The following is a 16,548-nucleotide window of genomic DNA, read 5'->3' on the forward strand; positions in this document are numbered from 1 at the left end:
AGTGATAGATAGTATCAATAATATTGATGTGTGGGGGATATGATGGAGCTTATCTATTTGCAGACCTTCAGGGAAGTAGCGGTACGTCAAAGCTTTACCCGGGCAGCCGAAGAGCTTGGGTATGCACAATCCAGTGTGACCATGCAGATTCAGAAATTAGAAAAGGCTTATGAGGTCAAGCTATTTGAACGGTATGGCAGAGGGCTTCGTCTGACTTCGGCTGGAGAGGAGCTGCTGAAGGTCGCTATTCAAATGCTTGATCTATATCAGGAGTCTAAGGAAAAGCTGGCCAAGCAGGGAGGGGGGACTCTTTCAATCGGAACGATCGATTCATTGGCTTCATATTTCCTTCCACCTTGGATTCAGCAAATTCGGCAGCAATACCCGGATCTAGCCATCCGACTTCAACCTGATCGTGAAGCACACATTATTAACAAAGTTAGAGAAGGCGAAATTGATATCGGGCTTATCCTGGAAAATAAACCGTCAGATCCAACGCTTAGGTGGATCAAGATTAAAGAAGAGCCTCTGGTGCTGATCGCCAATCCGAATCATCCATTAGCAGCACATAATAAAATACAATTGGAGCATCTAAATGGTGTGGAGTGGATCATGGCAGAGGATAGCTGTAACTACCGGATCATGCTGGAAAAGGTACTGCGGACACATGGAATTTCGTATCGAATTGGATTGGAATTAGGCAACCCCGAAGCTATTAAAAGATGTGTCAGGGTCGGTTCAGGTATTTCCCTATTGCCGAAAATGGCAGCTGAAGAGGAGATAGCGAGAGGGGAATTAGCAGTCCTTCCATTCACACATCCCGACATACGGTTGGACCTGCAGCTAATGATTCACGCGAAAAAATGGATGTCACACGCACTGCTGGATTTTATCGAAATGCTCAAGTCGAGTTCATAAACGGGAAGATTGTAGTGCCTGATACTGAAATAATCGGTCGATCCTTATTTAGATTAAGGATGGATTATGATTTACTTGTGGTCAAATGTATAATACAATCTTTGCGGAGTATAAACCGATAGCATTTAATTATTTATGATTGTGTTGGGAGTTGTTAACGATTAAGCATTTAGCTGGTCTTATAGTAATAGTCATCATTTTATTTGTGGCTTGGAATCATTTTTCTAAATCTGAAGTTCAAGAAGAGCCGATCAAGCCTGTGCAAGTCCAGAAAAAAACGCATACTAAGGAAGAAAAAATGCAGCCATGCTAGCGATTATTAACGGGGAAACAGATAAAGTGCGAGCTGCACTGGAGGATGGGATGTCTCCTGACTCGATTGCACGTGTGCCTGGCGTAAAGATTGAATTGTCCTTTCTTGAGATCGCTGTCCGCAAGAACCGTCCGGATATCGTCAAGCTTTTGTTGGATAAAGGTGCTAGTGTTGACGTCCGAGTGAAAATTGACCCGAAGGATCCCGACAACACCTCGAACTTTCCTGTGATATATGAAGTTATTTACGGAGGAAACGTCGAAGTGGCCAGTATTATCCTTGAGCATCTAAGCCCATCGGATCAGAGCTATAAGGGTATCTTCGCTGGATTGTCCTGGGCGGTTGCCAAGAATGCAAACACAAAGCTGGTTCAATTGTTGATTGACAAAGGGGCCGATGTGAATTATTCGTGGAACGCACAAACACCTCTTATTCATGCGATAGATGAAAACAACATGGAAACCCTGCAGGTGCTTGTCAAAGCCGGAGCAGATCTTGATAGGCTGGCCCCATATGGGGAATATTGGGTTAACGAGAAAAAAAGATATATTCCCAAACAATTTACCGCTCTGGATGCGGCTACGATCTGGGAGCGTCGTAACATGTACGACTATTTGAAAAGTGCGGGTGGAAAGGGTGTGCTGTATCCGTAAAACAAGGTGAGGTTTCCCTAGACCAGCTTCACCCAACTAGAAACGCCACGTGGGCCGACAACCACAATGTGCGTCACAACCTACGCTCGGTATTAAAGGGCGTTTCCTATCGCAGCCATGTTCAAAACACCTTGTGGCCGCGATTACTGCGGCTTTTTCCAGTTCATGAGCAAGGCAATCCATAGCTGGATTCTGTATATAGGAGAGGAAACCATGATGATTCTTGAAACGTCCAGACTATACCTAAGACCTTATATAAATGAGGATATCCATGCGCTGCACCCCATGTTTTCGGACCCCGAAACGATGAAGTTTTATCCCTCTCACTTTAGTTTTGATCAAACCCAACAATGGATTTCGAGAAATATGATGAGATACGATAAGGATGGGTTTGGACTTTGGGCTGTATGCTTGAAGAAGACCGACGAATGTATTGGCGACTGTGGTCTTGTTAAACAGCAAATAAACGGTAAAACAGAAATTGAGATTGGTTACCACATTAGCAAGAGGTACTGGTCAAAAGGGTATGCATCGGAGGCTGCATTAGCTTGCAAGGAGTATGGGTTTAACCAAATCGGATTGAGCCGATTGATCAGCATCATAGCCCCGGGGAATATGGCATCTATTCGTGTGGCAGAGAAGATCGGGTTCAGCAAAGAAGAAGAAGCTATTGTATTTAATAGAAATCACTATATTTATTCAGGTGTAAAGTAATTGAAAACGCATAAACCAAAAAAGAGACAGAAGCGATGCTGGTCAACATCCTTTTGCCTCTTTTTCAAGATTATGGTCTATCCATTCATGGAGATTTAACGATTTGATCTGGTTGATAAATTCATGGCTAAATGGAGTCGAAAAGTCGAAACTCGGTGTTGAAAATGAATCATCGGCATGAGATCAACAGGTTAATTCTCTTCCAGCTGGATGCTCGTAAAAGCGACCTCGCGCCCATTCACCAGCAGGGCAATCCGGTGCTCCCCCGGATAATGACGACGGGTCGTAAGATCTGACCATCGGTGAGTTCGAGTGCCGTTCAGCGAGGTGCCGCCAGGCACTGTTTTATCCGACAGCAGGAACGATTTGCGCGAGCTGCGTCCATTAGCTTTTACAAAATCGATCCCGTATTCAATACGGACATGAGCGGGTTCGCCTTCCCGGATCCGCAGCTCATACCGCAGCTCACAGACTCCACCGATTGACAGCACAGACGGTTCTGCTGTGAATGCCTCGTTGCTTGTAAGTGCCTCGGACTCTGTTGCTTCCGCATATCCAAAAAGTGTCATCACCTCAGGATCTGCTTTACGAATCAAGGTCCTGCAGCCGTGACGTACAATCCAGTCTGTATTCGGGTCCATGCCCCTCCAGCGTCGGGCGGTATCAAGTACAACGGAGGGATGATCCTTGGCGATGTCGTTCAGGTTATTAGCAACGCTTTTGCGCACATAAAGCGAAGAGTCTGCCTTTAGCAGCTCCAACACCCGCAGCACTGGAGCCGGGTCGCGTTTGAATATCGGGAGTGCTTGTCCCCACGGCAGACGTGGCCGACATCCCTCGCTAGCAAGCCGTCTTACATGCTCATTCGGAGACTCGGACCAGACCTCCATCTGGGCCATCATTTTCTGGGGCTCACGGAGCAGAAACGGTCTTACGGCAAACTCCGCTGATGATTTTGGCGTAAAGCGTTCCAGTGCTTTCATGGAAAGCGCCCAGTGCTCCTCCGCTTGACCATACACCTCCACGAAATCGGGAAAGAACAAGTACGGAAAACCGATACAGGTCTCGTCGATTGCAAACAGAATCTCCAGCGCTTCTTCGTAACGTTCCGGCAGATGTGCTCCAAGCATCTGGGTGATCCGCCGCATCCGGGCTTTCAACTCCAGCCCATCCCATGTATCGTCAATCGCCGCAGCGATAAAACCTTCTGTATGGAAAGCCTCGTATGCGGTACGTATTTTCTCACCAAAGCTGCGCAAAAACTGTTCATTATACATGGCTTTTAAAGGTTCTCCCATTATGTAACTCCTCCTTCTGTTAACCATTATAACGGATCACTCCCGGCGTTTCACTGTGCTTCTGGTGAAATCATCATATCTCATTGCAAATGAGTATAGTGGATAATGTACGAAAAAAACCTTTGGAGCAGTGCCCAAAGGTGGATATAAATTGAATTGCTTCACGACTTTTAAACTTAAACTCCCATAAAACTAAAATAAACGACGCTCAATGGCCTCGTAGGTAAATTTTAACTAGAGTTGATTTTTTTCAAAATTCAACTAGAAATAGAACTGTAATCGCTGTCTATAATATTAGAATAACACACGGAAAAGAAACAGTCTAGTCTTTTTTTCCATTTTACTTTATATTTTACATGTTGCTTCGATTAGATCGTAAGTTTGCAAGCAGATCTCAGAACGAAAAGAGCTGGAGGTGCTCATGTTTTCCTTAACGTTAGCCCGCAAAGGTTATCTGAATCAACTGCAGTACCGGAAAGCGCACTTGCTTCGCATGCTCGCCAGTGTCGCGATCGGATACGTATACATGTCGATCTGGGCTGGTATCAGTCATGACCAATCACTTGGCGAATACGGGCTGCAGGGTATGCTCAGCTATATTGCATTCAATCAAGCTTGTATCTGGATTTTATTCCCGACAGCAGGTTTGGGAATTGACGGTATGGTTCGAACGGGACAAATCGCTCACGAGCTGATGAAGCCAATGCTGTTCTTCTGGTATTTACTCAGCCGGGAGTGGGGACAGTTGATCTATCAGTTTCTCTACAGTACCGTCCCGATATATCTCATCTATGTTATTTTTCTGCAGATTCAAATTCCTCAGCATCCGCTAACCTGGCTGTGGACCCTCATCGCCCTCATGTTATCTGCTTATATCGCCCTATGTATTTCCTACCTGGTTGGAATCACAGCCTTGTGGACCACTGAGTCACGTTGGCTGTGGCATGTGCATCATGCCCTGAATATGCTGCTCTCCGGTTTTTTCATTCCCGTAGCCTGGCTGCCCGGATGGCTTAAGACCATAAGCTTGCTCTCCCCTTACCCTTGTCTGCAATATTATCCGACGCGAATTTATCTTGAATTGGATCCGGTTACGGTTCTCGGCAATTCCCTGATCTGGTGCTGCTTGTTAACAACTGCAGCGATACTTATGACTCATACGATGCGTCGCAAGGTGGAGGTGCAGGGAGGATGAGCTGGATGCAACTGTATGCCCGGATGGCGGGAGCAAGTCTTCGCGGACAAATGCAGTACAAATTCAATTTTATTTTTTCATCGATGATGGCGTTATTCATGTTCTCTCTGGAATTTCTTACTGTGGCCACCGTCATTTATCGGTTCAATGGTATTCAAGGCTGGGGCGTGTACGAGATTGGGTATCTGTTTACCATCATGATGTTCACCAGAGCCTTTTACCGGATATTGGCCTCCGAAGTTAACGGCTTTGAAAAATATCTGGTGCAGGGGCTGCTCGATGGTCTGCTGATTCGTCCGGCGCCCGTGCTGCTGGTGCTGATGACGCGGAATTTTCGCCCGATGCTCGGTGAGCTGATTCTTGGCACGATTCTGGTTAGTATTTGTCTCCACCATCTGATGGCTAGCGGACAGGTGACCTGGTGGGCGATTCCGTTAACCTGCGTGGTTGTGGCGAGCGGGACGATGATTACGTTTTCGATCGGCTTGGCGACAGCGGCGGTAGGCTTCTGGACGCAACGGATCGATGATTTACAGCGGATCACAGATAATGCAGGCACGATCGCCGGGCAGTATCCTCTGACTATTTATCCGCAATGGATGCGCGTCGTTCTACTGACGATTGTACCGATGGGCTTTACTGCTTATGTACCATCGCTGTACGTGATTCGTGGCGAGCAGGGACCTTGGGTCGTGGTGGTCACCTTATTGGTAGCGATTGTGCTGCTGCTTGCGGCGCTGCGGTTGTGGCGGTACGGCATTTCTCATTATCAAAGCACGGGTACCTGACAAACGGATTCACCGGATTATTAAAAGGAGGAGACCTATGATTATTGCCAAAAGCTTGAACAAAACGTTCAGAATCCCTGTCGTCAAGCAAGGTCGATTGAAGGGGCTAAGAACTTTACTTACGCGGGATTACCGCTTGGTTGAGGCGGTGAGGGATATTAGCTTCGAGATTCCAAAAGGCGAATTTGTCGGTTATATCGGGCCAAACGGGGCAGGCAAATCGACCACGATCAAAATGCTCTGCGGCATTCTGCATCCCACCTCAGGTGAGGTAATGATTAACGGACGCAGTCCGCAAAAGCACCGGATGGAGCTGGTCAGACAACTCGGGGTGGTGTTTGGTCAGCGTACTCAACTGTGGTGGGATCTTCCCGTCAAGGATTCGTTCGAGATCCTCGCATCGCTGTACAAGATCGGTAAACCAGCGTACAGACGCCAGTTGGGTAAGCTGAGTGAGGTCTTGAATCTGCACGACTTTCTGAACACACCGGTACGGAAGCTGTCCCTTGGACAGCGAATGCGGGCTGATCTGGCGGCGTCTCTGCTCCACGACCCCGATTTATTGTTTCTGGATGAACCGACGATCGGATTGGATGTGCTCGCTAAAAAGCAAATTCGTGAGCACCTGCGGCTGTTAAATCGGGAATTGAACAAAACGATTTTGTTAACGACACACGATATGGACGATATTGAGCAGCTATGCAGCCGAGTCATCGTTATTAATCATGGTCAGGCGATCTATGATGGAACGCTGGAGCAGCTGAGGGGTAGAATCGGGCTTCCAACGCGGATGAAAATAACGTTTCGTGAAGCGATTGAACAGCCATCGGCCCACACATCACCTTTTGAGATTCAGATGATTGATTCGCGTATGATGTCCGTAGCCTGCAATCGGCAGGAAACAACAGCGATGGAGGTGCTTCAGGCGATGAGTGCCTGGGGTGTTATCGAGGATGTACACATGGAGGAACCGGACTTTGAAGAGATCATCCACCGTGTGTACGGATAGAAGTGACAATTAACGTGTCAAATGGTTAGTAACCTAAATCTAAACTAAAGAGGTGGAACTCAATATGTTTCCCGATATTACACAGCATCCTGAATGGCTGCGGGGACAAACGATAGCCTGGTGCAATCGACTTGCTGAGCAGACCGGTAAATATGAGTATCCGTGGACATCGATCGTTGAAGGGCAGACCGCGGAGGATATCTTCAGTGAGGAGCTGGCGAAGCTGGTGCGCGGTAAGGTTCTCGAGGTAGGCTGCGGTCATGGAGCTTTTGCGAATCGATGGGCGAGCCAGGCTGATGAGATCGTTGGTTATGATATGACGGAGGGCTTTTTACGTACAGCGGAACAGAACCGTGAACCGAACGTCTCATTTGTTCTGGGAAATACCCATGATGGCTTGCCCTTCAAGGATGATGAATTTGATCTTGCTTATACCAAAAAAGGTCCAACCAGCTGGTATCCCGAAGCAAACCGAATTCTCAAGCCGGGAGGAGATGTGCTGTCTTTGCATCCTGGCGATGGAAATGGTGAAGGTATCGAGCTGGGGAGCTATTTCCCCGGACTGTTTGCGTCACCTCAGCAAGGAACACCGATTCTGGATAAAATCAACCGCATGCTTTCACAAAGCAGTCTTGATGTGCTCTCCATTCGTAGATTACGCGAAACGACGTATCTGCCAACAGTGGAGGATATGCTCCAAATCATCGGATTTGGGCAAACCGAGGGCTTCAATCAATTTGTGCGAGAAAACTGCCTGGAAGGAATTTGCCGCCAGTTTGATCTGAACCGAAGTCAACAAGGATTAAAAACGATCAGCTATTATTATCTGGTTCAGGCAAAAGGAACCAACTGATCTATAGGAATCTTATAGCGTTGTTGACGCCAGCTGACAACGTGTTATTGAAGCTAAGCTGCGTGTCAGAGAGATGCGCAATATTGAGGAGGGCTCATATGTCAGAGGAAAACATTCTGCTGAAAGCAAGCCGATATGATGGTAATATCACCACTTTATTGTTGGAAGCGGGTCAAATATTTAAAGTATTCGATCAGCAAGACTCTGGTTGTATCTCCTATGGCATTGAGGCTATGGGTCAACGCTGGTTCGTCAAATATGCGGAACGAGCTGAAGCTATTGCTTTTATGCAAAATGCGGAACGGCTCCATCGCGCTGTTGCGCATCAGCGGCTCCCCAAGCTGCTCAACTCGATCCACACCTCTGAAGGTTTTGCTCTTGTGTATGAATGGGTAGACGGTGAGGTGCTCGGAACACCTGAATTCCCGGGCAAAGAGGGTAGAAGCTCGCCGCAATCGCCACACTACCGATTCAAACGGCTGCCTGTGCACAAGATCATAGCTGCTTTATCGGCAGTATATGAAGTGCACGCCTATCTGGAGAGTGAGGGTTATGTTGCGGTGGATTTTTATGACGGCAGTATGATTTACGATTTCGATCGGGATGAACTGCACTTGTGCGATTTGGATTGCTACACACAAGGTGCTTTTACGCTGGAGATGGATCGGTTATATGGCTCAAGCCGATTCATGGCACCGGAGGAATTCGTGAAGGGAAGCCGGATTGATCAGCTTACTAATGTGTTCACTATGGGAGCTGCGGCATTCGTCTTTTTGGCTGATGAGGGCAGTCGAGACCCGAAGGATTGGTTGGCATCTGAAACACTGTATCGGATTGCTTGCAAGGCTGCCTCTGCGGATCGAAATGATCGGTACGATAGTGTGACCGCTTTTTACCATGAATGGCTGGAGACAGCTAGCAAGAACTAATAAGGTATTCATCCTACTAGAAGATGTAGTTCTTCTCCCTTGAAAGGTGTATGATGGGCTTACAGCAAGTCCATTCTATACCTTAGAAGGAGATGATATGGGATGTTTGATCAATTTGCAAAAGAGCATAATTTGCGTGAGCTCTTGGTATCAGCGCAGCAGTTCCACCCGTACCCAAAAGCTTACGAGCGTGAGTTTTGGGAGAAGCTCCCGCAGGAAGCACGTGCGACCTGGATAGGCTGGGCGGAGGAGCGATTGGATTATACATGGCCGGCACTACCAGCCGTTCGTTATATGGATTATGTGCGTAATGGCAATCGTACGCATTATGAAGAGGCTTATTTTGAAAGAAGAAGAGTATTGGGCGATCTGCTGTTCGGAGAATGTGTTGAGGGGCAGGGTCGATTCTTCGAGCAAATCATGAATGGATTGTGGTGCTTATGTGAGGAATCGTATTGGGTTATTCCCGCTCATATGACGCTGTCCTCCCGGAGTGATGGTTATTCGCTGCCTGATGTTACGGAGCAGGTGATCGATTTATTTGCCGCGGATACCGGTGGTTTACTTGCCTGGGCGATATACTTGTTTAAAGACAAGCTGCAAGTGGAAAGTCCGATGATTTTGAAGCGGATTCATTATGAGATGAACAGACGTATTTTTGGACCTTATTTGGAACGCGAGGATTTTTGGTGGATGGGCTATACGCCAAAACGCGTCAACAACTGGAATCCATGGATTCATTCCAATTGTCTGGCAGCTTTTCTAATATTGGAGGAGGATGCATCAATCAGGAGCCGCGCCGTAGCGAAAGGCATGCAAAGTCTCGACAGCTTTATGGGAATCTATCATCCTGACGGCGGCTGTGATGAAGGGCCGGGTTATTGGGGGCGGGCAGGCGCATCCCTGTTCGATTGTTTGGAGCTTCTTTATGAAGGGTCAGCAGGACGCATCGACTTTTACAAGGAGACGCTTGTACAGGAAATGGGCAAATATATTTATCGGGTGCATATTGCCGGTAACGATTTTGTTAACTTTGCCGATGGCGATGCGCGGCTGAGCCTGTCTGCTGATGTGGTATATCGTTATGGGAAAAGAATTGATGATTCGCAAATGAGTGCGCTGGGTGCGTATACGTTTCAGGCTAATGGCATTACGCGTGATCGGATTTTTTCATGCCCAAGAATTCTGGGAGAATTCACGAATTACGCTGAGCTTATGGGGCAGCAGGCAACGGCACCTTTTGAACGGGATGTATGGTTGAAGGATACCCATATTTTTGTCGCAAGGGAGCATGAGGGGAGTTCGTCCGGACTGTATCTCGCTGCGAAAGGTGGTCATAACGAAGAGAGCCATAACCATAATGATGTCGGACATTACATTGTCTACTTCAACGGACATCCGTTTTTCATTGATGCAGGTACGGAAAGCTACACAGCCAAAACCTTCAGCGATCGGAGATACGAGATCTGGACGATGCAATCAGGCTACCACAGCCTACCGACCATCAATGGCGTGGAGCAGCAGAATGGTGAAGTCCACAGGGCAACCGATGTCGAATACGTGAACACAGATTCAGCGGCCAGCTTATCCTTAAGCCTGCAAGCTGCATACCCTGAGTCGGCAGGAATCGAATTCTGGAAACGAAGCATCACTCTGCACCGGGTACCAGGAGATCAGGCTTATGCTGAGATCAAGGATAGCTTTGAATTAAAAGAGGCTTCGGCTGATTTGGTGTTTAACTGCTTGGTGCTTCCAATGCCACAGCTGTTAGAGGATGGACGCATTGAGCTAACGAATGAGCACGGCGAACGGATCTGGATTCAATATGAAGCCAACCGGCTGCAAGCTATGGTGGAGACGATCACGGTTAGTGATGCCAGAATGCAGTCGATATGGGGAGATACGTTATATCGGTTACAGCTTCGTTTATTGGAGCCTGTGCGGGCCGGTGAAGTGGTTGTGACAATTGCAACAGCTGATGCGGGTACAACGCCTGCTGTGTGACTTGATAGCTTGATAGTGGAAGCTTTGTATAATCAGTTGTTTGGTTCCCGTTGCCTTGTCGTAATGATGAGTAAAGGAGAGATGCTGCATGGAGAGTACAGGTGCGCCGGATCATGATGCAAAACCTCATCAGGATGCATGGAAGCAGGCTTTGGATCGCTTATATGAGCAGTTTTTCGACTACGGCAGAAGGGCAAGCCATGGCTTTGATAGTGAGGATATTCATCAAGCGCGGGTCAACAGCCGGAAGCTGCTGACACTGCTGCGTATCCTCGACAAGCATGATCATTCCGGACTGTATCCATTAATCAAGCAAGCGCAAAAACGCCTCGGTAAAGTCAGGGATGCAGATGTGCTGATCGAGTCTTTTCAAGCGAGACGGAAAAATGCCAAGCGAAGCGGCAGACGCAAAGAGGCCGATTTGTTAAAGACGTTCATCCAGATTCAGAGAAAACAGCGGAGACGCAGCCGAGTAAAGCTGGCCGATAAGCTGCCGGAACTGATTAATCCTGCACTGGATGAGAAATGGGAGGCGTTTCTGAAGGAGTTGCCTGAGTTGGAATCGCCAAGTGCCGATATTAACGTAAATCAGGTGATGCGTGAGCTTGAAATTTCCTATGAACAGCATAAACAAGCCTATCGTCAGCTTAGCAGGCACAACGGCGCTGAAACGAAGGAAGCGTTCGACGCTCTGCATGATTTGAGAATCGCTGCCAAGGAGCTGAGATATACGGCATCTGCTGCATCCTTTGCGTTGGATCAGAAGTTTCATTCCCATGAACAGCTATATAAAGATATTCAAGAACAGCTGGGTCAAATCAATGATCGGCGAATATGGCTGGAAACGGTCCAAGCGATCGGTCAGGACAAGCTGGACGTTGGCAAGAAAACATGGAAAGCGTTCAAAGAAGGCCTTATGGGGGAAATACGCCAAGCGCTGGGTACCAGTCAGTTTGTAGGAGAGTAGCAGGATGGATGAATCAAATCAGCTTTGATACCAGATAAACATGCTCCCGACTGACTTGAACGCGCACATCTATGTACGGTCCTCCTTTTGGTTTATAATGGTTAAGACAAGCTGATGGTTATTAACAAAGGAGGATGACAGCAATCATGGGTAATAAATTGGCATTACATAAACATGGCTTCCAGGCCAGTCGTCTCGTTTTGGGCTGTATGGGTTTAGGTGGAGGATGGACGCGGGATGCTATCACGGCTGATGATATGAAAAAGGCGCATGCGGCTGTAGATGCAGCGCTTTCCGTGTCGATCAATATGTTCGACCATGCCAATATTTATGCCTACGGCAAGGCGGAGTCTGCATTCGGACAAGTACTGAAGGAGCGTCCGGAGCTGCGGGAGCAGATGATCATCCAATCCAAATGCGGTATTCGGATGGAGGAGGGTCCAGGGCTTCCAGCACGGTATGATTTTTCCGAGGAGCATATTATTTCCAGTGTAGACGGCATTTTGGATCGGCTTGGTTTGGAGTCTATCGATATTTTATTGCTTCATCGGCCGGATCCGTTAATGGAGCCGGAAGAGGTAGCAAGCGCTTTTGACAAGATTAAGAGGCAGGGGAAGGTCAAAAGCTTTGGCGTTTCCAATATGAGTCCTACGCAAATCCGTTGGCTCCAATCTTGCTTGGACGAGCCGTTGATCGTCAATCAGCTCGAATTGAATCTTGCCAAGCTGGATTGGATTGATGCAGGGATATCGGTCAATCAAAAAGCAGGCACACAGTTGTCATTTCCTGAAGGGCTGCTTGAATTTTGCCAGATGGAGCATATTCAGGTTCAATCGTGGGGGCCGCTTGCCAAGGGGCTGTTCAGCGGTAAGGATTTGACAGACAAGCCAGAAACAGTGCGCAAAACTGCTGAACTCGTTCGGCAATTAGCGGAGCAGAAGGGTACATCGCTGGAAGCTATAGTACTTGCTTGGCTCATGCGCCATCCATCAGGGATTCAGCCTGTGTTAGGCACAACGAGCCCGGATCGGATACGTGCCTGCGCGGAAGCAACTGGAATCGTGATCTCGCGCGAGGAATGGTACGATCTGTACGTGACATCCAGAGGTGTCAAAGTCCCATAGGTATTGCGTAACATCTTGAGCCGATCAAGATGTTTTTTTATGGGGATTAGTAGACATTAAGTCGCGGTAAGTGTTCTATAAATAAAGTAAGTGTGGTAATCTGTTATTAAAGCGCTCTCATTCATTGAGGGCTATCAGGATTTAAAATAATACAGAAGCTGGATGAACCCATGACCAATACTAACAAGCTGGCTTTATTTACGATTACATGGCCGTTATTTATTGAATCCTCTCTGCAAATGGCTATGCGGGCTGCAGACACCTTTATGGTCAGTAACGTATCGGATGGCGCGGTAGCTGCAGTAGGCGTGTCCAATCAACTCATTATTTTTACGTTTTTATTGCTGCAGGTGATCTCTGCGGGATCAGCTATCGTCATATCACAATATTTGGGCGCCAACAAATTAGAAGCAGTCCGCAGGTTTGCTGCCGGTGCGATTTTGCTGAATTTTATATCGGGCGTGGTCATTAGCATCGTGATGGTCATCTTCAGCAGGCCGCTGCTTGGACTGTTCGGGCTGCAGCAGGACCTGCTCGGAACGGCACAAACCTTTCTGTCTATTGTCGGAGGGGCGTTATTCATTCAGGCGCTCAATCTGACGATTTCGGCGATTGTTCAGGTGCATGGCTTCACCCGATATACGATGATGGTCGCCATTGGCATGAATCTAATTAATTTAACCGGCAATTATTTGTTCATTTTTGGTCCGTTGGGCTTTCCGAAGCTGGGTGTTCCGGGGGTGGCCATCTCGGCGGTCATCAGCCAATGCCTCGGGCTTGGCGTCTATATTCTGATATTACGGAAGGTCGTTAAGCTGGATCTGGGCTTGAAGGAGCTCGTGAGATGCAGGCTGGAGGATATGAAAAAGATTTTGTCGATCGGCATTCCCACAGCGGGCAATCAACTGTCGTATGCAGCTAGTCAAATCGTCACTACGTATTTCATTACATCGCTCGGTGCCGAGATGCTGTCGACTCGAATCTACACGCAAAATATTATGTATTTCATTATGGTGCTCTCCATTTCACTGGGCCGTGGCACGCAAATTATTATTGGCCGTCTCATCGGCGGCGGGGAAAAGGAAGAAGCCTATCGGCAGCTATTCCGCAGCCTTGCCTTAAGTCTGATGCTGTCGATGGGAGCTGTCATTGTAATCGCCATATTTAGAAAGCCGCTGCTTGGCTTATTTACGAGCGACCCTCATATTATCACTTTGGGTGCCGCGCTGCTGCTGTTGGGATTTGTGCTGGAGCCTGGCAGATGCTTGAATATTGTAATTGGCGAAGCGCTGCGAGCGGCGGGTGATGCGAGATTTTTGGTCATAACCGGTATTACGATTGTATGGGGAATGTGTATTCCTTTAACTTATCTTCTGGGTATTCATTTCGCTTATGGACTGATGGGAATTTGGATCGTGTTTATACTTGACGAATGGGTGAGGGGAATAATCATTTTGCACCGTTGGCGCAGCCGAGCCTGGGAGAAAAAGGTGCTGGTTCAGGCGGACGCTAAGGAAGCTCAAGCTACTGTGTAGACTTGCATGCTTTCTTAGAAAAACCGGATTTACTCAGCTACAATTACGCTGTAGTGATCCGGTTTTTTAAGCTTTTTCAAACAGGGGTATTCGCTTATTTGCACTCCAACTGCCAGCAGGATAGTAAGGCTATGGCTTATGATCGTGAGAGCTCAGTAAGTTCGAGGTATAAATCCGCATTTGTTCCATAAGCTTTCTCTGCCGGAGGGAGATTCCGGTTACTTTGCTTTGTATATTGGCTTTTGCTGTATTGGGGACGATACGGTAGATGGGCTGCTTTCTCCGAAAATTACGATAAGTCCACGTAGATACCCAGTCCACCCCGCTGATTGTGGTACGGGATCCATCCTTGCGTATGGTCAATTGAAGTATTAATCCATTATTGGTATAAGGGTTACCGTTTAAGCGAATCGATACAAAATTACCAAGCGAGTATATGGCCAACTTGTTGGAACGCGTCCTGAGGATTGGCTGCAGCACGTGAGGGTGCGAGCCAAGGATAACGTCTGCTCCATGGTGTAAAAGCTTGCGAACGAGCACTCGCTGCTCCGTGGTAGGTGCTGCCTGATACTCCTGTCCTACATGGAGACAAACAATATTCAGATCGGTTTTTGGTTTGATTTTGCGTAAATCTCTTACCATTTGAGCTTCGTTGATCAGATTGACTGACCCTCTCATGGCCGTAGGAAGGGGGATCCGGTTGGTCGTTTTGGTATAGGCGAGAATCCCGACCTTGATCCCTTTAACGTCCATGATCAGCGGCTGTCGAGTCTGCTCGGGAGCGGCATAAGTGCCTGTATGCGCCAGTTGATTGGCATCTAGAACCTGGAGGGTTCGCCGCAGTCCTTCGATTCCATTGTCAAGACAATGGTTGTTCGCCGTTACCAGCACATCAAAACCGTTTCGCTTTAACGCTGCGGCAAGCTGCTCAGGCCCATTGAACATAGGAAACCTTGTTCGCGGATTCTTTTTTTTAATAAAAGGCGTATCTCCTTTTAAGGGGACCTCCAGATTGCCTATAGTCAGATCTGCGTCCCGTAAAATAGGCGCAACTCCTTCAAAAATGGAGTCAAAATTATACAGGTTGGCGTCACGCTGCTTGACTGACATCGAAATAGCCCCATTGATTAAAATATCACCAACTGCAGCGATCGTTATTTCTTGCATCGGATCACCTCTTGCTACCAAGATATTCGTAACCCTGCTAGAGAGTGCGGGCAAGTGTCCGAGAGGCTTCCGTTTATGTGTTTGAGGAAGTATAATGAAATGATAAGAAGAAGAGAATTGGAAGGGATGATACCATGTTAACCATTACTGGTTATAGTGTGGAATTGATCAAGGACCCGTTCGGGATTTTGACAGGTAAGCGTTATGAACTGCTGCTGGATATCGAGGTGGCGGAGGATGACGAACTATACTCGGAAAATGGATTGTATGTGCGGGTCATTTATGTGGTGGAGGACAGCAGCTCCAGCATGGTGAAATATGCAATTCATGAGAAAACCAATGATAATTATGTGGATTTTGAGCTTGAGGATGACGAACTGGCAGTTATAGAAGCTTTTTGTAAAGAGCATTTGGTAGAAGCTGAGGAGTAGAAAAAGGTATCGTGCGGCATAGAATGAGAGCTGTTTACGCCTTTATACTTCCAGAAGAGCAAGCATAATCACATCGAAAAATACTTTGGTCACATCGTGCATTAAATATTGCTTCAGCAAACCTTCCTGTTTAAAGCCAAACTTCTCCAGGAGTCGTAATGAATTTTTGTTTTGGGGGATAACCTCCGCCTGCATGCGATGAACGCCAATACAGTCAAAGCCATGACGGATCACAGCTCCCAGTGCCTCGGACATAAACCCTTTGTTCCAATGGGCGTCTGTGAGCTCGAAGCCTACGGATACAGGAGATAACGGGCGATAATCGAACGTTCCGCGAACAGGCATGCACATGATGGTTCCTATTAATTTGTTGTCCGTATGCTGGGTTATCCCCCAAGGTAGAAGCCTATTCTCCTGAAACTGCTGATTCCAGGCGACGATCAGCTCACGGGCCTGCTCTATGGAGGAAGGTCCATGCCAATCGAGATACTTGATAATGGGAGAGCCTTCAGCATAGAAGCTATAAAGCTCATTAGCATCGTCCTGCGACATTTGTCTTAATAACAGACGTTCCGTAGATAAAATGGGAAAATTTGAATTATTATACATATATATAAATCCACACTTTCGTTAGAAGGTTAATATATAGA

Annotated in this window: 17 protein-coding genes; 14 read left to right on the forward strand and 3 right to left on the reverse strand. The window is 47.4% G+C overall.

What is annotated here, in order from left to right; genetic code table 11:
- Positions 1-42: 42 nt before the first annotated feature.
- The 4 genes from LRL21_RS24565 to LRL21_RS24580 all read left to right on the forward strand — a co-directional run bounded on the left by LRL21_RS24565 (position 43) and on the right by LRL21_RS24580 (position 2,598).
- On the forward strand, positions 43-918 hold the full coding sequence (locus LRL21_RS24565) for a LysR family transcriptional regulator (RefSeq protein ID WP_240418540.1): 876 nt from the start codon (positions 43-45) through the stop codon (positions 916-918).
- 151 nt (positions 919-1,069) lie between these two features.
- Positions 1,070-1,231, forward strand: coding sequence for a hypothetical protein (locus tag LRL21_RS24570; RefSeq protein ID WP_240418417.1), 162 nt, complete (start codon positions 1,070-1,072; stop codon positions 1,229-1,231).
- A complete protein-coding gene (locus tag LRL21_RS24575) occupies positions 1,225-1,884 on the forward strand; it encodes an ankyrin repeat domain-containing protein (RefSeq protein ID WP_240418418.1) in 660 nt (219 codons plus the stop codon). The genes LRL21_RS24570 and LRL21_RS24575 overlap by 7 nt, the downstream gene beginning before the upstream one ends.
- 213 nt (positions 1,885-2,097) lie before the next feature.
- The gene (locus LRL21_RS24580; RefSeq protein ID WP_240418419.1) at positions 2,098-2,598 is read left to right on the forward strand and encodes a GNAT family N-acetyltransferase; all 501 of its coding nucleotides are present in this window, start codon (positions 2,098-2,100) and stop codon (positions 2,596-2,598) included.
- Positions 2,599-2,789: 191 nt separating this feature from the next.
- On the opposite strand, the gene LRL21_RS24585 is transcribed toward LRL21_RS24580, so the two are convergent.
- Positions 2,790-3,896 (reverse strand): DNA alkylation repair protein, encoded by a 1,107-nt coding sequence (locus LRL21_RS24585; protein ID WP_240418420.1) that lies wholly within the window; start codon positions 3,894-3,896, stop codon positions 2,790-2,792.
- Positions 3,897-4,317: 421 nt separating this feature from the next.
- Here LRL21_RS24585 and LRL21_RS24590 point away from each other — a divergent pair, with 421 nt between their 5' ends.
- From LRL21_RS24590 to LRL21_RS24630, 9 genes are all read left to right on the forward strand, one after another.
- Positions 4,318-5,091 (forward strand): ABC transporter permease, encoded by a 774-nt coding sequence (locus LRL21_RS24590; protein ID WP_240418421.1) that lies wholly within the window; start codon positions 4,318-4,320, stop codon positions 5,089-5,091.
- Positions 5,088-5,879: an ABC transporter permease gene (locus LRL21_RS24595; protein ID WP_240418422.1), complete on the forward strand. Its 792-nt coding sequence runs from the start codon at positions 5,088-5,090 to the stop codon at positions 5,877-5,879. The genes LRL21_RS24590 and LRL21_RS24595 overlap by 4 nt, the downstream gene beginning before the upstream one ends.
- A 37-nt stretch (positions 5,880-5,916) precedes the next feature.
- Complete coding sequence (locus LRL21_RS24600; protein ID WP_240418423.1) at positions 5,917-6,888, forward strand: ABC transporter ATP-binding protein; 972 nt, start codon at positions 5,917-5,919, stop codon at positions 6,886-6,888.
- A 64-nt stretch (positions 6,889-6,952) separates the two neighbouring features.
- Positions 6,953-7,741 (forward strand): class I SAM-dependent methyltransferase, encoded by a 789-nt coding sequence (locus LRL21_RS24605; RefSeq protein ID WP_240418424.1) that lies wholly within the window; start codon positions 6,953-6,955, stop codon positions 7,739-7,741.
- A gap of 98 nt (positions 7,742-7,839) precedes the next feature.
- Positions 7,840-8,670 (forward strand): serine/threonine protein kinase, encoded by an 831-nt coding sequence (locus tag LRL21_RS24610; RefSeq protein WP_240418425.1) that lies wholly within the window; start codon positions 7,840-7,842, stop codon positions 8,668-8,670.
- A gap of 102 nt (positions 8,671-8,772) precedes the next feature.
- Complete coding sequence (locus LRL21_RS24615; RefSeq protein WP_240418426.1) at positions 8,773-10,674, forward strand: heparinase II/III domain-containing protein; 1,902 nt, start codon at positions 8,773-8,775, stop codon at positions 10,672-10,674.
- A gap of 88 nt (positions 10,675-10,762) precedes the next feature.
- Complete coding sequence (locus LRL21_RS24620; RefSeq protein WP_240418427.1) at positions 10,763-11,641, forward strand: CHAD domain-containing protein; 879 nt, start codon at positions 10,763-10,765, stop codon at positions 11,639-11,641.
- Positions 11,642-11,787: 146 nt separating this feature from the next.
- Positions 11,788-12,765 (forward strand): aldo/keto reductase, encoded by a 978-nt coding sequence (locus LRL21_RS24625; protein WP_240418428.1) that lies wholly within the window; start codon positions 11,788-11,790, stop codon positions 12,763-12,765.
- 170 nt (positions 12,766-12,935) lie between these two features.
- A complete protein-coding gene (locus LRL21_RS24630; protein WP_240418429.1) occupies positions 12,936-14,300 on the forward strand; it encodes an MATE family efflux transporter in 1,365 nt (454 codons plus the stop codon).
- Between the two features lie 129 nt (positions 14,301-14,429).
- On the opposite strand, the gene LRL21_RS24635 is transcribed toward LRL21_RS24630, so the two are convergent.
- Positions 14,430-15,467, reverse strand: coding sequence for a CapA family protein (locus LRL21_RS24635; protein ID WP_240418430.1), 1,038 nt, complete (start codon positions 15,465-15,467; stop codon positions 14,430-14,432).
- Between the two features lie 134 nt (positions 15,468-15,601).
- Between LRL21_RS24635 and LRL21_RS24640 the strand changes: the two genes are divergently transcribed.
- A complete protein-coding gene (locus LRL21_RS24640) occupies positions 15,602-15,898 on the forward strand; it encodes a DUF6509 family protein (protein WP_240418431.1) in 297 nt (98 codons plus the stop codon).
- 42 nt (positions 15,899-15,940) lie between these two features.
- Here LRL21_RS24640 and LRL21_RS24645 read toward each other — a convergent pair whose 3' ends face one another.
- On the reverse strand, positions 15,941-16,507 hold the full coding sequence (locus LRL21_RS24645) for a GNAT family N-acetyltransferase (RefSeq protein ID WP_240418432.1): 567 nt from the start codon (positions 16,505-16,507) through the stop codon (positions 15,941-15,943).
- Between the last annotated feature and the right edge of the window lie 41 nt (positions 16,508-16,548).

Origin of the sequence: Paenibacillus periandrae (assembly GCF_022458865.1) — a bacterium.
Lineage (GTDB): Bacteria > Bacillota > Bacilli > Paenibacillales > NBRC-103111 > Paenibacillus_S > Paenibacillus_S periandrae.

Coding starts and splice junctions, on each gene's coding strand:
- LRL21_RS24595 (WP_240418422.1), top strand. CDS start 5,088: ATGAGCTGGATGCAACTGTATGCCCGGATGGCGGGAGCAAGTCTTCGC.
- LRL21_RS24585 (WP_240418420.1), bottom strand. CDS start 3,896: ATGGGAGAACCTTTAAAAGCCATGTATAATGAACAGTTTTTGCGCAGC.
- LRL21_RS24620 (WP_240418427.1), top strand. CDS start 10,763: ATGGAGAGTACAGGTGCGCCGGATCATGATGCAAAACCTCATCAGGAT.
- LRL21_RS24590 (WP_240418421.1), top strand. CDS start 4,318: ATGTTTTCCTTAACGTTAGCCCGCAAAGGTTATCTGAATCAACTGCAG.
- LRL21_RS24640 (WP_240418431.1), top strand. CDS start 15,602: ATGTTAACCATTACTGGTTATAGTGTGGAATTGATCAAGGACCCGTTC.
- LRL21_RS24625 (WP_240418428.1), top strand. CDS start 11,788: ATGGGTAATAAATTGGCATTACATAAACATGGCTTCCAGGCCAGTCGT.
- LRL21_RS24580 (WP_240418419.1), top strand. CDS start 2,098: ATGATGATTCTTGAAACGTCCAGACTATACCTAAGACCTTATATAAAT.
- LRL21_RS24610 (WP_240418425.1), top strand. CDS start 7,840: ATGTCAGAGGAAAACATTCTGCTGAAAGCAAGCCGATATGATGGTAAT.
- LRL21_RS24605 (WP_240418424.1), top strand. CDS start 6,953: ATGTTTCCCGATATTACACAGCATCCTGAATGGCTGCGGGGACAAACG.
- LRL21_RS24630 (WP_240418429.1), top strand. CDS start 12,936: ATGACCAATACTAACAAGCTGGCTTTATTTACGATTACATGGCCGTTA.
- LRL21_RS24635 (WP_240418430.1), bottom strand. CDS start 15,467: ATGCAAGAAATAACGATCGCTGCAGTTGGTGATATTTTAATCAATGGG.
- LRL21_RS24565 (WP_240418540.1), top strand. CDS start 43: ATGGAGCTTATCTATTTGCAGACCTTCAGGGAAGTAGCGGTACGTCAA.
- LRL21_RS24645 (WP_240418432.1), bottom strand. CDS start 16,507: ATGTATAATAATTCAAATTTTCCCATTTTATCTACGGAACGTCTGTTA.
- LRL21_RS24575 (WP_240418418.1), top strand. CDS start 1,225: ATGCTAGCGATTATTAACGGGGAAACAGATAAAGTGCGAGCTGCACTG.
- LRL21_RS24615 (WP_240418426.1), top strand. CDS start 8,773: ATGTTTGATCAATTTGCAAAAGAGCATAATTTGCGTGAGCTCTTGGTA.
- LRL21_RS24600 (WP_240418423.1), top strand. CDS start 5,917: ATGATTATTGCCAAAAGCTTGAACAAAACGTTCAGAATCCCTGTCGTC.